Annotated in this window: 12 protein-coding genes and 1 pseudogene; 7 read left to right on the top strand and 6 right to left on the bottom strand. The window is 70.7% G+C overall.

All coding sequences use genetic code 11. The features are described from left to right. Positions 1-12: 12 nt before the first annotated feature. From ACTEI_RS35875 to ACTEI_RS35855, 5 genes are all read left to right on the top strand, one after another. Positions 13-717: an alpha/beta fold hydrolase gene (locus ACTEI_RS35875; protein ID WP_122981699.1), complete on the top strand. Its 705-nt coding sequence runs from the start codon at positions 13-15 to the stop codon at positions 715-717. A 45-nt stretch (positions 718-762) separates the two neighbouring features. Further along, positions 763-1,566: an alpha/beta fold hydrolase gene (locus tag ACTEI_RS35870; protein ID WP_122981698.1), complete on the top strand. Its 804-nt coding sequence runs from the start codon at positions 763-765 to the stop codon at positions 1,564-1,566. Between the two features lie 142 nt (positions 1,567-1,708). Next, on the top strand, positions 1,709-1,810 hold the full coding sequence (locus ACTEI_RS39505; protein WP_203723558.1) for a hypothetical protein: 102 nt from the start codon (positions 1,709-1,711) through the stop codon (positions 1,808-1,810). Positions 1,811-2,157: 347 nt separating this feature from the next. Beyond that, on the top strand, positions 2,158-2,400 hold the full coding sequence (locus tag ACTEI_RS35860) for a hypothetical protein (RefSeq protein WP_145830778.1): 243 nt from the start codon (positions 2,158-2,160) through the stop codon (positions 2,398-2,400). 128 nt (positions 2,401-2,528) lie between these two features. Further along, a complete protein-coding gene (locus ACTEI_RS35855) occupies positions 2,529-3,815 on the top strand; it encodes a hypothetical protein (RefSeq protein ID WP_145830777.1) in 1,287 nt (428 codons plus the stop codon). Between the two features lie 228 nt (positions 3,816-4,043). Here the strand turns inward: ACTEI_RS35855 and ACTEI_RS35850 are convergent, their stop codons facing one another. From ACTEI_RS35850 to ACTEI_RS39500, 6 genes and pseudogenes are all read right to left on the bottom strand, one after another. Beyond that, the gene (locus ACTEI_RS35850; RefSeq protein WP_239082198.1) at positions 4,044-5,039 is read right to left on the bottom strand and encodes a GNAT family N-acetyltransferase; all 996 of its coding nucleotides are present in this window, start codon (positions 5,037-5,039) and stop codon (positions 4,044-4,046) included. After that, a complete protein-coding gene (locus tag ACTEI_RS35845; protein ID WP_164466247.1) occupies positions 5,011-5,934 on the bottom strand; it encodes a sporulation-delaying protein SdpB family protein in 924 nt (307 codons plus the stop codon). Before ACTEI_RS35845 ends, ACTEI_RS35850 begins: the two co-directional genes overlap by 29 nt. 2 nt (positions 5,935-5,936) lie before the next feature. After that, entirely contained in the window at positions 5,937-6,512 is a 576-nt protein-coding gene (locus tag ACTEI_RS35840) for an SdpA family antimicrobial peptide system protein (protein WP_122982626.1), read from the bottom strand. A 50-nt stretch (positions 6,513-6,562) separates the two neighbouring features. Beyond that, entirely contained in the window at positions 6,563-6,694 is a 132-nt protein-coding gene (locus ACTEI_RS39105; RefSeq protein ID WP_262384556.1) for a hypothetical protein, read from the bottom strand. A gap of 104 nt (positions 6,695-6,798) precedes the next feature. Beyond that, a complete protein-coding gene (locus tag ACTEI_RS35835) occupies positions 6,799-9,831 on the bottom strand; it encodes an AfsR/SARP family transcriptional regulator (RefSeq protein ID WP_239082195.1) in 3,033 nt (1,010 codons plus the stop codon). Between the two features lie 270 nt (positions 9,832-10,101). Next, positions 10,102-10,248, bottom strand: a pseudogene (locus ACTEI_RS39500) (helix-turn-helix transcriptional regulator); the annotation flags it as partial. Between the two features lie 350 nt (positions 10,249-10,598). Here ACTEI_RS39500 and ACTEI_RS35830 point away from each other — a divergent pair. Beyond that, on the top strand, positions 10,599-11,831 hold the full coding sequence (locus ACTEI_RS35830; protein ID WP_203723557.1) for an ATP-grasp domain-containing protein: 1,233 nt from the start codon (positions 10,599-10,601) through the stop codon (positions 11,829-11,831). A 62-nt stretch (positions 11,832-11,893) separates the two neighbouring features. After that, on the top strand, positions 11,894-13,141 hold the full coding sequence (locus ACTEI_RS35825; RefSeq protein WP_122981690.1) for an ATP-grasp domain-containing protein: 1,248 nt from the start codon (positions 11,894-11,896) through the stop codon (positions 13,139-13,141). Positions 13,142-13,149 lie beyond the last annotated feature (8 nt).

Genomic DNA, 13,149 nt, shown 5'->3' with positions numbered 1-13,149 from the left:
AAGGGACCCGCCATGAAACCCACGATCGTCCTCGTCCACGGCGCGTTCGCCGAGTCCGCGAGCTGGAACGAGGTGACCCGGCGGCTGCTCACCGACGGCTATCCGGTGATCGCCGCGCCCAACCCGCTGCGCAGCCTGTCCGGCGACGCGGCCGTCGTCTCCAGCATCCTGGCCACCGTTGACGGACCGGTCGTGCTCGTCGGCCACTCGTACGGCGGGGCGGTCATGTCGAACGCCGCGGTCGGCCACGACCACGTCAAGGCCCTCGTCTACGTCGCCGCCTTCGCACCCGAGGCCGGCGAGAGCATCGGCGAACTGTCCGGCAAGTTCCCCGGCGGAACCCTCGGCGAGACCCTCACGGAGGTTCCGCTCCCGGACGGCACCGTCGACCTGTACATCCGGCAGGACCGGTACCACCAGCAGTTCATCGCCGACGTCCCGGCCGAGCGGGCCGCCCTCGACGCCGTCGCCCAGCGCCCGCTGAACACCACGGCGCTCAACGAGGGATCCGGCGAGCCGGCCTGGAAGACCGTGCCGTCCTGGTTCGTGTACCCCGAGCTGGACCACAACATCCCCCTCGAAGCCCACCGCTTCATGGCCGAGCGTGCCGGCGCCCGCGAACGCGTGGAACTGCCCGGCGCCTCGCACGCCATCCCCGCCTCCGAGCCCGCCGCGGTCGCCGGAATCATCCTCCAGGCCGCCGCTGCGGTCGGCTGACATCCCGCACCGAGCCCATCGTCGTACCTGATCGAAAAGAGCATCATGCGCGTCCGCATCTCCACATTGGCGGCGCTCGCCGTCGCCATCGTTCTCACCGGCGCCGCGTCGGTCTCGGGTGCCGCCGCCGCCGGTACGCACGCCACGACCAGACCGACCATCGTGCTGGTGCATGGCGCCTTTGCCGACTCCACGAGCTGGTCCGGTGTCATCGAGCGGCTCCAGCAGCGCGGCTATCCGGTCGTCGCCGCCGCCAACCCGCTGCGCGGGCTCAGCTCCGACGCCACCTACGTGCGCACCGTCCTCAACTCGGTGCCGGGCCCGATCGTGCTGGCCGGCCACTCGTACGGCGGCGCGGTGATGACCAACGCCGCGGCCGGCGACCCGGACGTCAAAGCGCTCGTCTACATCGCGGCCTTCGCTCCCGACAAGGGCGAGAGCGCGCTGGAACTGTCCGGCAAGTTCCCCGGCAGCACTCTCGGCGACACCCTCGTTCCGGCGCCGCTCGGTGACGGCACCGCCGACCTCTTGATCCGGCAGGACCTGTTCCGGCAGCAGTTCGCCGCCGACGTGTCCGAGAAGCAGGCCTCGTTGATGGCCGTCACGCAGCGGCCGATCCGCGATGCGGCACTCAGCGAGGGCTCCGGGGACCCGGCATGGAAGACGATCCCCTCCTGGTTCCTCGTCGCCGGCGCGGACCGCAACATCCCGGCCGAGGCGCAGCGCTGGATGGCCGACCGTGCCGGCGCGCGGGCAACGATCGAGATCCGCAAGGCGTCGCACGCGGTCGGTGTGTCGAACCCGCGCCCCGTGGCGGACCTGATCGACCGCGCCGCAACCACACGATGATCTGATCGTTCGAGGTCAGGGCCGTGACCCGTGGAAACGGGTCACGGCCCTCTTGTCCCCCGGGAACAGACGTCCCGGCCGGCGGCCGGCGGGCACACCAACCACCAGATCGCCCACCAGCTGCACGTCACCCCGAAAGACCGTGGAGACCCACCTCGGCCACGTGTACCGGAAGCTGGGCGTGCGCAACCGTACGGAAATGGCCCGGCTGCTGGCCGGGACGGACGCCTCCGCGGCCCGCTGAGCGCCTCGCTCGTCCGCGGCGCACCGGGCGAGCGCGCGTTGCCTGCGGCAGATGCGGATGTCTTCAGCCCGGTACCAGCGCCTTGCCCCGGCTTGCGGGAGCGGACCATCCTGTACGTGGCGCTCAGGATGTCGCGGGTTCGACGGCGAACGGCGCCGTTGGTGCTTCACCCCTCGACGTCGTACCGGCGCACCGGGCGTTCGGGCGGGGCCGGTGATGATGGATGGAGAAGTATGGAGCGTGACGAGACGCCGGACCGATGGATGCGGCGCGGGGAGGTGGCCCGTGCCTGGCCGATGATCCGGCGGTCGTGCCTGGATCCGGTGGCGAAGGCGAACGGAGTGGGCGTGAGTCGCCAGCAGAGTCACGGCACCTGGGGTACCTCGACGTACACGTCGTTCGACCCCGAGGGCGTCTCGCGTCTCGCGCCTCGGTTGGCCAGCGGCGAGGCGGTCGTTCGTCCGGAGTGGCGTCGTGACTCGAGGGAGGGACGGCGGGCGATGTTGGTCACGGTCAGGGACACGGTGATCGTCATCGGCTTCGTTGTCCTGTGCGTCGCCGGGTGGCTGTGGTTCGCGGTCACGCGTTAGCCACCTCTGGTAAGACTGACCGGCGTACGGGGTCGAGGCCGCGTGGGGGCAAGGCTGCCGGTGATCCGACCGGTGCGGAAGAGCCCGACGAGGGAGACCGATGGCGGGGCATGGTTATGCTCAGCGCCGTGGATGACGTAGCGGCGTTGGCGCTGCTCGACCGCATCTATGCGAACGAGAACGCCTATGTCGACGCGGCTGGTCGGCATGCCCATCACGTGCCCGCGACGATCCCGCCGGAGGAGCTGCGGGCGCTCGCGGAGCGCGGCCTGACGCCCAACTCGTTCCGCCATGTCGAGCACGACGAGGCGGTGACGGCGCTGCGCCGGCTCGCCGCGGCGGTGGACGAGCGCGCCGCCGCGGACGCCTTCGTGGCCGGCTTCGGACACGCTGGGCTGCGGTGGCGGGCGTTGCTGCCCGCCTTGGCGCTGGGCACCGCGATGCCCGCCCATACGTTCCCCGCCGATGCGGGTGCGCGGACCTGCGGTGTCTGCTTCCTGGACCGCACCACCACGGTCGACACAACGTTGGCGTGGTGGCACCGCGCCCGGTCTGGATCGCCGCTGCCGGGCGATGTGTGCCAGTACGTCCTGGCGCTGGAGGCTGCGGCGCGACCGTGGCCGACGCCCGATCCGGCCGACGTGTGGACACTGCACGCGATCCTCGATGTGATCCGGTCGCTGCCACCGGCCACCCGGCCAGGGAGGGCCGCGCAGGCGTTACGAGACCGCAGCCTGCTCGCGAGCCGGTCGACGTACGCGTACACGGCCCTGTTGGAGGATCTGGCATTCCTCGGCATCCTCCAGACTCCCGATCATCCAGGCATGTTCACGGCCTTCACCACGGCTCGCCAGCGCGACGAACGTCCCAGCGTCCGGGTGGAGGTGAGCGCCCCGCTGTCGTTCTGGAGCGCCGCGCACGGCGTCACCGAATCCCTCGTGGACCGGCTGTTCGGCCATCTCGCCCGGCCGGACGAGCGCCCGCACCCACCGCCCCCGGTTTCACCGCGCCGCACCGCGGTCGAACGCGCCGCTCCGCTGCCGCCCGCGCTGCGCGGCGAACCCCGAGCCGGCGACATCTACGCCGTGCAGTGCCGTGAGGACGCCTGGATCCTGGCCTTCTGCCATGAGATGCAGGACCGCGACGGCCGGTGGTACGGCCTCGTCGAGTACCTCGACGGCCTCTTCGCCCGTCCACCCACGGCGGACGACGTCGAGGGCCGCGGGTTCCGGGGCCGTCACGAGGGACGCTGGCAGCAGTGGACCTCACACCTGGACCGGACACCGCGCGTACGACGCGTCGCGCGTGACGTGCCCACGCCGCCCGACGACCGCCCGGCGCCGGACCGGGTGCCGATCGGCAACGCCAAGGACCTGCGGCATCTGGCCGGCTGGTGCTTCCCGGAACTCGCATAGCACCGCCATGCCGGGATGTGCGCGCAGCCACGCAGCGAACGTCTCGGCGGTACGCCCGGCGAGCACGTCGATCGGGCGGTGGGCAAATACACGGTGAGCTTCGAGTCGCGCTTCCACTCGGGGTACGCGTGATCGTCGCCGCACGGGTGGTCATCGTCCTTGATCGTCATGTGCGGGTCGAGATACGCGGTGTGCGGCCCGGCGTGAGCCGATGCGGCGTCCGCCGGTTCAGAGCTGGACGGCGTCGGTCTCGACCTCGACGTTGACCATGACGCGGATCGTGGCGTAACCGATCTGCTCATTCACGCGCCTCATGTGCACGTTGTCGTCGGCCGTCGTCGTCCAGACGTGCGTTGTCCCGGGTCGCTCCTGGACCACCCAGTCCATCATCCGCGCCTTCATCAACCGGCCCAGGCCACGGCCGCGATGCCCCGCGAGCACCGCGGTCTCCTGCTGATAGCCGAAGTCCGGGCGGTGCGGGTAGAACTCCAGCTCGGTCAAGCCGACCGCCGTGCCGGTCTCCTCGTGGACCGCCGCGACGACCCGCTGCTCCACGTTGCGCTCGCGGAGCTCGGCTTCCGCGCGCCGGATCCGCTCCGGCGTCCACGTCGGGGGACGGTAGCTCCAGTCGGCGCTGGGCATGTCATGGATGGCACTGCGCGCCTCAGCGTAGGAGGCGAGCAGCTCGGCGGGCGCGGTGCCGACCCACTGCACCGTCCGGTAGCCCTCTGGCGCGGCCACGCGCCAGAGCTCCCGGTCGGTGGCCACGACGTCGAGCCCCTGCAGGACCTGGCGGTAGACGACACGGAACCCACGGCGCTTCGCCCAGCTCGCACCGGACTTGCCCTCGATCAGGCCCCAACCGGCCAGCAGCGTCCGGCGTTCGGATGCCAGGGTGGGCAGCAGCGTACGCAGGAGCGTGGTGCCGATGCCCCGGCGGCGGTGATCGGGGTGGACCTTCACGTCCACGACGGCCTGCTCGACGTTCTCGTCCTCGGGCAGGCCGGCGCTGATCAATCCGACCAGCCGGCCGTCGGCGTACGCTGCTCGGTGCACGCATCGGCCGAGGGCGGTGAGAGGCGTACGCAAGCGTCCGATCGCCGCCTCGTACGTCGGCTCGGGGTCGTCCGGACGCTCCGTCCGCGCGTCGGCGAGCGCGAGCTGGTAGTAATCGGCGAGCTCGTTCTCGGCGGCGTCATCCGGGGTGAACGGCGACGTTGTCACGGTCAACCGGGGATCCCTTCGAGTGAGTGGGTGCCGGGCCGGCCTGATTCGCGCCGGCGACGGCGTTCGTGGTGAGCAGCGCGATCATGATGAGCCCGAAGCTGGGCATACCCATCAGGGCGATGATGCCCCCGTGGAGGAGTACCGCGAGGCCGAGAGCAGCGAGTCTCATCCGCCGCGTGCCCAGGGCGAGGACGGCGATGGCGATCTCCATCCCGATGGTGGACCAGGTCAGCCCCACGATCACCGATGGTGAGGAGAGGACGGGCAGGAGCGCCTCGCGCACGGGTGGATAGGGCCCGTAGTGCGGATCGAAGAAGATGACGTACTCGGCGGTGCCGTCCCGCCAGCTCTGCTCCATGAGCTTCGACCACGCCGCGTGGGCGTAGATGATGCAGACCTGCACCCGGAACACGTACATCGCGGCGAGACTCGCGCCTCGCCAGCTGGCGTGCAGGGCGGTCACCGGAGATTGCCACTGCCATGTGCGGTGGTCGCCGAGGCACAGCGGGATCAGCAGCATGGTGGCGATCTGTGCGACGTGCTCGCCCCCGTTGGGCAGCGTCATGCTGACGCAGAGGCTGTAGGTGACGTACCAGTGCGGGATGCAGGTCCAGCGTGGACGGAAGCCGACAACGACCAGCCCGAGCACGAGTACCGAGACGATGCGGGCCAGGCTCAGGTCGCCGTCGCCGACCTGTCCGAGGCACCAGAGCGACAAGCCCTGGACACCCCCGCATCTGACGGCGGACTGGTCGCCCACGCGAAGGAACAGCACGTCGTCCGGGTTGCAGACGATGATGGACAGCGTCGCCGCCGCGAACATGCTTCGTGCGCACGCCAGCCAGAGCCCTCTCGGGTCGTAGGCCGGCAGGTGCCGCAGAGGGTCGATCATCGCTACTTCCGGTCGGGGGCGCACTGCAGCGAGGTCGGCGCGATGGCGACCACCCGCCGCGGGACGGCTCCTCGCCGGAGCCGATCGTTGCCGAGGTCCGGCCGCTCCACCGCGAAGAGGACCCGTCCGCACAGCGCGGAGGCGTGGAACGGATTGTTCGTCACGGGCCATGCGGGCCGGCCTGCCCGCTGCAGACAGGACGCGGCCGTCGGGGCATCACACGTGATCCACGAGGACGGGGGGATCCGGGATGCCACGTACTCGGTTTCGACCAGGCGGAAGTACGTGGTCCGGCGCAGCCCCCACCAGGACCCGGGCCTTGCCTGCACGGAATCCTCGGTGGAGAGGCTGCCGTCCGGCTGGACCCGGTACGCGACGGTCCGGTCCTGGCGGGGTGCCGCGGAGAAGAAGGACCACCCCTGTGGCCACAGCAACTCGTACGAAGCCGCTCGGCGGCTGAGGGTGTGCGGCATGGATCCGGGCGGCAGCTGGGCCAGGAGGGCCGCCAGGAGGAGCACGGCGAGCACGGTTGCGGTGAACGCGAAAGCTCGCCTGTCTTCGCCGGGCTCATGGCCCATCTGCTGCCTCCCTGATCGCTACCACGGATCCCGCGCCGAGGCGCCCGGCGTCAGGGGCAGCTCCCGCAGGTGACCATCATGCTGGCCCGCTTCGCCACGGGCGCCTCGCTCCCGCTCACGCCGGGGATGAGGGCCAGCAGCACGCCGGCGCCCAGGATCGCGAGAAAGACATTCCGCTTCATTACTGGTGACTCTCCTTCGACGCGGCGAACCGCATCATATCGATAGGTATTGCACGGACTTCGATCATGGTGGCAGATATCGGTATCGGTGCCCTACTCGCCGGCTACTCGGACCGGAAGGACGGGGCGGCCGTACGCGCGACCACGACGCAGCGCTGGCATCGCGGCTGCAGGACGGTGTCGGATGTCAGGTGCCGCCGCGAGTTCTCCGCGTCCGCGACACCGGCCGGGAAGAGACGGACGGCCTCCTCCCAGTCCCGTCGTGCGGCGGCCAGGTCACCTTCGGCGAAGCGGACGTGCGCGATCCCCTCACGCGAGCGTGCCGCGTTGCGCGGAAGGTTGTGCCTGACGGCGAGCTGTTCGGATTGGGCGAAGAGCGTTTCCGCGCTACTCGCTTCTCCGGTCGAGAGGAAGATGTCGCCGAGGGCATTGAGTGCGTCGCACTCGACCTCCCGCAGCGCGGTCCGACGCGCGATGGCGAGGGCATCGCGGCCGTCCTCCAACGCGGCCGCGAAATTGCCGAGCGAGCGATTCACCGTCGCCAGACCGACCAGGGCGACCGCCTCCCCGACGTCGAACTTGATGGCGCGACTACGCCGCCGGCACTCCTCGTACTGCCGGGTAGCGGCTTCCGGATTGTCGCGCAGCTGGTGCACGATGCCGATGTTCAGCGCGGTCAGGATGGCGATGTCCTCGGTCGAGAAGCCGTTGCCGTGCTCGGCCGACTCGGTGAAGTACCGGAGGGCGTCGGCGTAGTTGCCCAGGTCCTTCGCCACTACGCCGAGGTTGTTCGCGAGGAGGGCCGCGGTCGCGCGGTCGTGCAGCTCGCGCGCCGCCCGGTAACCGGTTGCGAACACCTTCTCGGCGGCCGGAAGGTCGCCGTCGTTCAGGAGGGTGATCCCGAGGCCCGCCAGCTGGAAGACCTCATGGCGGCCGTTGCCGGTCGCCCGGCTGATCGCGATCGCCTCCTCGAACAGCGCTCGGGCCTGGTCATTGTCACCGGCTTCCCGGCAGACCGACGCCATGCCGGTCAGGGCCATGGATCGCCCGTCGGCGTGCCCCGCCGCGGTGGCGGCGGACACGGCGCCCTCGAAGAGCACGTACGCCCGCTCGCCGTAGTTCATCCCGGCCAGCAGGGGTTGCATCGCGCACGGGATCTGCCAGGCGTGCGAGTGCCACCCGTGCTCGCGGGCGTACTCCGCCGCGGCGGTGATGTTGTGGTACTCGGTGTGCAGCAGCTGCGTCGCCTCGGCCGGGTTCTCCGCCTCCGGGCGAGACAGCGTGTGCTGGATCTCGGCATGGAACCGGAAGGGTCCCTTGGCCACCGGCCGGCACCACTCGTTGGCGATCAGGAGGTAGTAGTCCAGCAGGCGGCCGGTCGCGGCGGTCCGCTCCCGATCGTCGATCTCAGCGGCCAGCAACAACCTCGAACAGTCCCGGACCAGGTCGTGGAACTGGTAGCGACCGGCAGCCTGCTGCAGCAGCAGGTTGTCGTCGAACAGACCCTCGAGGACCTGCTCCGCGCGGGCCACGGGCAGATCCGCCAGCGCGGCCGCCGCGTACGCGTCGAAGTCCTCCCCCGGGTGAAGGCTGAGCAGGCAGAACATCCGCTTCTGCGCGGGCGTCAGGTGTCGGTAGGACAGCCGCAGAACGGCCATCACGTCGCGGTCGCCGGCGGAGAGGAACTGGGCCCGGCTGCGCTGGCTGCGCAGCTGCTTGACCAGGTCGTCGATGCTCCAGCTGGGCCGGTCCCGGAACCTGGCGGCGGCGATCCGGATGGCCAGCGGCAGCCGCCCGCACAATTCGATGACCTCGGCGACACCGGCAGCGGCAGCCCTCGTCCGCTCCTCCCCGGCGATCTGGATGAAGAGCTGCTCGGCGTCGTCCGGCGGCAGCACGTTGAGGGAGAGCGGGACAGCGTCTTCGAGCGCCGCCAAACGGCGCCGGCTCGTCACGATCACGAGGCTGTGGGTCGCTCCGGGGATGAGTGGCCGCACCTGTGCGACGTCCACGGCGTTGTCCAGCAGCACGAGCGCCCGCCTGCCGGCCAACAGGCCGCGCCAGAGCGCGCTGCGTCCGGCCAGATCCGGCGGAACCTTCTCGATCGCCGTGCCGGCTTGCCGCAGGAGGTGGTCGAGCGCCTGATCAGGGGTGAGCGGGTCGCGGCCGGGGCTGAAGCCATGCAGGTCCACGAAGTACTGTCCGTCGCTGTACTTCTCGGTGAGCTCGTGCGCGAGGCGAACCGCCAGAGCGGTCTTGCCGACCCCTCCCATCCCGTCGAGCGCCGAGATGACCAGCGCTTGCGACGACGACGACAGCGCGGTGTCGCTCAACCTGTCGAGCTCCGTCCTGCGGCCGGTGAACTCCTTGGTGCTGTGGGGAAGGAAGTTCCGCAGTACCGCCCCTCCGGACCGGGTTTCGGTCACGTGCGCGGTCACGCCGGCATCCGGCGCGGCTGCCCCGGCGTCGTCCGGATCGGTGACCGGGCTGCTGCGGAGGACCTGGAGGTGTACCCGGCGCAGGGCCGGCCCCGGATCGATGCCGAACTCATCGGCCAGCAACTGACGGCCGTCCTCGTACACCGTCAGCGCCTCGGCCTGACGGCCGCTGCGGTGCAGCGCCTCGATGAGCAGCGCGCGCTGCGTCTCGCGGTACGGGTGCCGGGCAACGAGGCCGGTCAAGGCGCTGACCACGGAACTCGCCTGACCCAGCCGGAGCCGGAGGGCCATGGTCCGTTCGACCGCCGCGATATGTTGCTCATTGAGCTGGACGGCGGCCTCCTCCAGCCACTCGCCGGTCAGGCCGGCCAGAGCGGGGCCGCGCCACAGCTTCAACGCCCGCTCGAGCGACTCCAGCGCCGCCGGCACCCGTTCGAGCCGTTCCAGCTGTTCACTTTCCGCGACCATCGTGCGGAACAGCGAAACATCCACCAGGTCCGGCGGCACCTGGAGGAGATAGCCGGCCTCCGTGGTGGTGATGTTCCAGCTCCCGGGCGTCGCGGCGAGACTCCGCCGCAGGCTGGCCACCGCGTTGTGGATCTGTTGCCGGGCGGACCGGGGTGGTTCCTCCCACAACATGTCCACAAGGCGCTCGTGCTGGATCGCGGTGCCCGCGTTGAGCAGAAGGGCCGCGAGCAACTTCCTCTGCCGCGTTCCCGGCAGGGATATCGGCCTACCCGGGGCGCCGACCTCGACGGGGCCGAGGATGCGGAAAGGTGGCACGGCCGGATCCGCGGAGAAGACCGCAGCGTCGGCGGGCCATTCCTCCGACATCGGTGCCGCCGGGGGATCGACGTACCCGTCCTGTGCTTGCGAGCTCTCCCACGAGGCGGCGGAGGCGACGGCCAGGAAGTGATCCCGGTCGGCGCCCGTCAGCCCGAGCGCGTCCGCGAGTGATCTCGCGGTGCTGTGGCGGGGTCCGATCACGGCGCCCCGTTCGATGTCGCGCACCGTGCGGGCACTGACGGCCGCACGTTCCGCCAGGGCTTCCTGGGTGAGCCGGGCTGATATCCGGAACTCCCGAAGTAGTTGGCCGATAGTGCGCTGGTCATCCATGTGGCTCCCTGTCAACTGCCCCTCCCGCCCGCATTACCGCAGGCAGACCACCGCCACCTGAGCATCTGTCCGAGGACCGGCCAACGACGACAGCCTATCCAACGCGTCACAGTGGCCACGAAGTTGGCAGATGTGAACTATCCGTGTCCTACTGCCGGTGAAACCTCAGGCTCTTCCTCCGCCCCTCGCGAAGTCTCCGGCCGATCCTCCTCGACGCAGGCTGCCCCGGTCGCGATGGTTGATCTCGTCAGCGCCGAGGCGCGCTGTGAGCTGCACATGTGATCGGGGGGCATCGTCCTGTGAATGCGAGGACCCAAGGCTGGCTCAGTGCCGAGCCAGAGGAGAACAGGGTGACCAGGCCATCGGCCGTCGCCACCGTGTTGTTCGTCGGGGGTAAGCGCACAGAGGCGATGGATGCGGCGCACAGCGTGGGAATGACGATCGGCTACCTGGGGCCCAAGGACGCTCTGTCCGGACGGCACCAGGAGCTGGCCGAGATCGTCCTGCTGCTGCCCGACGTCTCACCGGACCGGATGGTCCGGGCGGCAGTGGCGTTGTACGGCGTCCAGCCGTACGACCTCGCGATCACCATGAACGACACGTACCTGCAGGCGGTGGCGCAGATCAATCACGAGCTGGGGCTCACCACCAACCCGTTGGAGACCGTCACGGCGGTCAACGACAAGGCGTTCATGCGTGAGGTGCTGCGTGGCGACGAGGTCGGCCAGGTCGCCTCCGCCGAGGTGCGCAGTGCGCAGGACCTCCTCGCACTGGCCGGCACCCTCGGTTTTCCACTGATCCTCAAGCCCACCCAGGGCACGGGGAGCCGGGACATCCACGCCGTGCACGACGAGGCCCGGCTGCGGGAACTGGCCGGGGAGCTGGACTTCTCGCTCCCCGGTCAGCAGACCTCGGCGCCGTGGCTGGCCGAGGAGTACCTGGTCGGCCAGGAATTCAGCGTGGAGACCTTCAGCGCGGCCGGTGAGCACCACCTGCTGGCCGTGACCGAGAAGTTCAAGACGCCGAACTTCGTGGAGATCGGCCACCTGGTGCCGGCCCGGATCACCGCTGAGCAGCGGGACCTGATCGGCGCCGAGGTGCGGCGAGTGCTGACCGCGCTCGGCGTGCGGGAGGGCCCGGCCCACACCGAACTCATCCTCACCGATCGCGGCCCGCGCGTCATCGAGACGCACACCCGGCCCGGCGGTGACGCGATCGTCGAACTCGTCCGGCTGGCCGCCGGCTTCGACATCCAGGAGCTGACCTTCACCTGGCTGGCGGGCAAGCCCCTGGACCTGACCCCGCGGCCGCAGGCGGCCGCGGCCGCGATCTGGTTCCTCACCCTTCCGGAGGGCGAGGTGACCGCGGTCGGCGGCCTGGACCAGGCGCGCGCCGCCGAAGGGGTGGAGTTGGCCGTGCTCACCGCGGCCGTCGGCGACCTGATCCCGCCACTGCGCAACTCCTGGGACCGCCAGGGCGAGGCGCTCGCGATCGGACCGGACCCGGACACGGCGCTGCAGCTGGCACAGCAGGCGGTCGGCCGGATCCAGGTCGAGGTCGTGCCGTCCACCGCATCGGTCTGACGCCCACCGGGCGTCCCGCCCGGTGACACCACCCGTCCTCCGCACACTGAACGGTGACCCGTATGACCAACGACCACCCGGCCGACGGATCCAAGCCCCTGCTTCTGCTCATCGGCAGCGGGGGCCAGGTCTGGCGCGAGTACATGCTGCGCGCCATGGCCACCCGGTACCGGCTGCACCTGGTATCCCCGGCGGCTCCCACCTGGCAGTCGCCCTACATCACGGCGCACTCGGCGGCGGACACTCTGGACCCCGACGCGATGGTCGCGATCGCCAAGGAGAGCCCGGAGGACTACGCCGGGGTGCTCACGTACGAGGAGACCCGCGTCGAGTCGGCCGCCGCGGTGGCCACCGCCCTCGGGCTGCGGACCAGCTCGGTGGAGGCGGTGCACGCCTGCCGCGACAAGTTCACGGGCCGGCAGGCGCTGAAGGCCGCCGGCGTGCCGCAGGCCGAGTCGGTCGCGGTCGGCGACCTCGACGAGGCCCGGCAGGCCGCCGAGCGGCTCGGCTACCCCGTGGTGCTCAAGCCGCGGGCGCTGTCCGCGAGCAACGGCGTGTCGCTGGTCCCGGCGCCGCAGAACCTGGCCGAGGGATACCGCAAGGCCACCGCGATCTGGTTCGACGAGGTCCCGACCTACGACCGTCCGGTGCTGGTCGAGGAGTACCTCGACGGGCCGGAGATCAGCGTGGACGCGGTCTGCCGGGACGGCCGGGTGACGGTGCTGTTCGTGGCCCGGAAGCGGATCGGGTTCGCGCCGGGGTTCGAGGAGGTCGGCCACCTGGTCCGGGCGGACGACCCGCTGCTCACCGACCCGGAGCTGCTGCGGGTCATCCAGGCCGCGCACACCGCCGTCGGCCTCACCGACACGGTCACCCACACCGAACTACGGCTCACCGGGTCCGGCCCCCGGGTGGTGGAGATCAACGCCCGGGTCGGCGGTGACCGGATCCCGTATCTGGGCGGGCTCGCCACCGGTATCGAGGTCGGGCTGGTCGCCGCCGACCTGGCGGCCGGCGCGGTCCCCGGGACCACGGCCTCCCGGCAGCAGGTGGCGGCCATCCGCTTCCTGTACCCCGAGCACGACCTGACGGTCGAGTCGGTGGAGATCGACCGGGAACGGCTGCCCGCCGAGATCCACGACGTACAGGTCCTGGCCGGTCCCGGCCGGGAGCTCCGGCTGCCGCCGGTCGACCACGTCCGCTGCCGGTACGCCCTGGTGGTGGCCGTCGCCGCCACTGAACAGGAGTGCGAAGCGGCCCTGGACCGCGCCGCGGCGGCGGTCGTCGTACGCGGCACCCCGCTCGCCTGAGCGGGAGC

Source organism: Actinoplanes teichomyceticus ATCC 31121 (assembly GCF_003711105.1).
In the GTDB taxonomy this organism is placed as follows: domain Bacteria; phylum Actinomycetota; class Actinomycetes; order Mycobacteriales; family Micromonosporaceae; genus Actinoplanes; species Actinoplanes teichomyceticus.
Note: the sequence above shows the minus strand (reverse complement) of the source record. Positions and strands in the feature narration are given on the sequence as shown.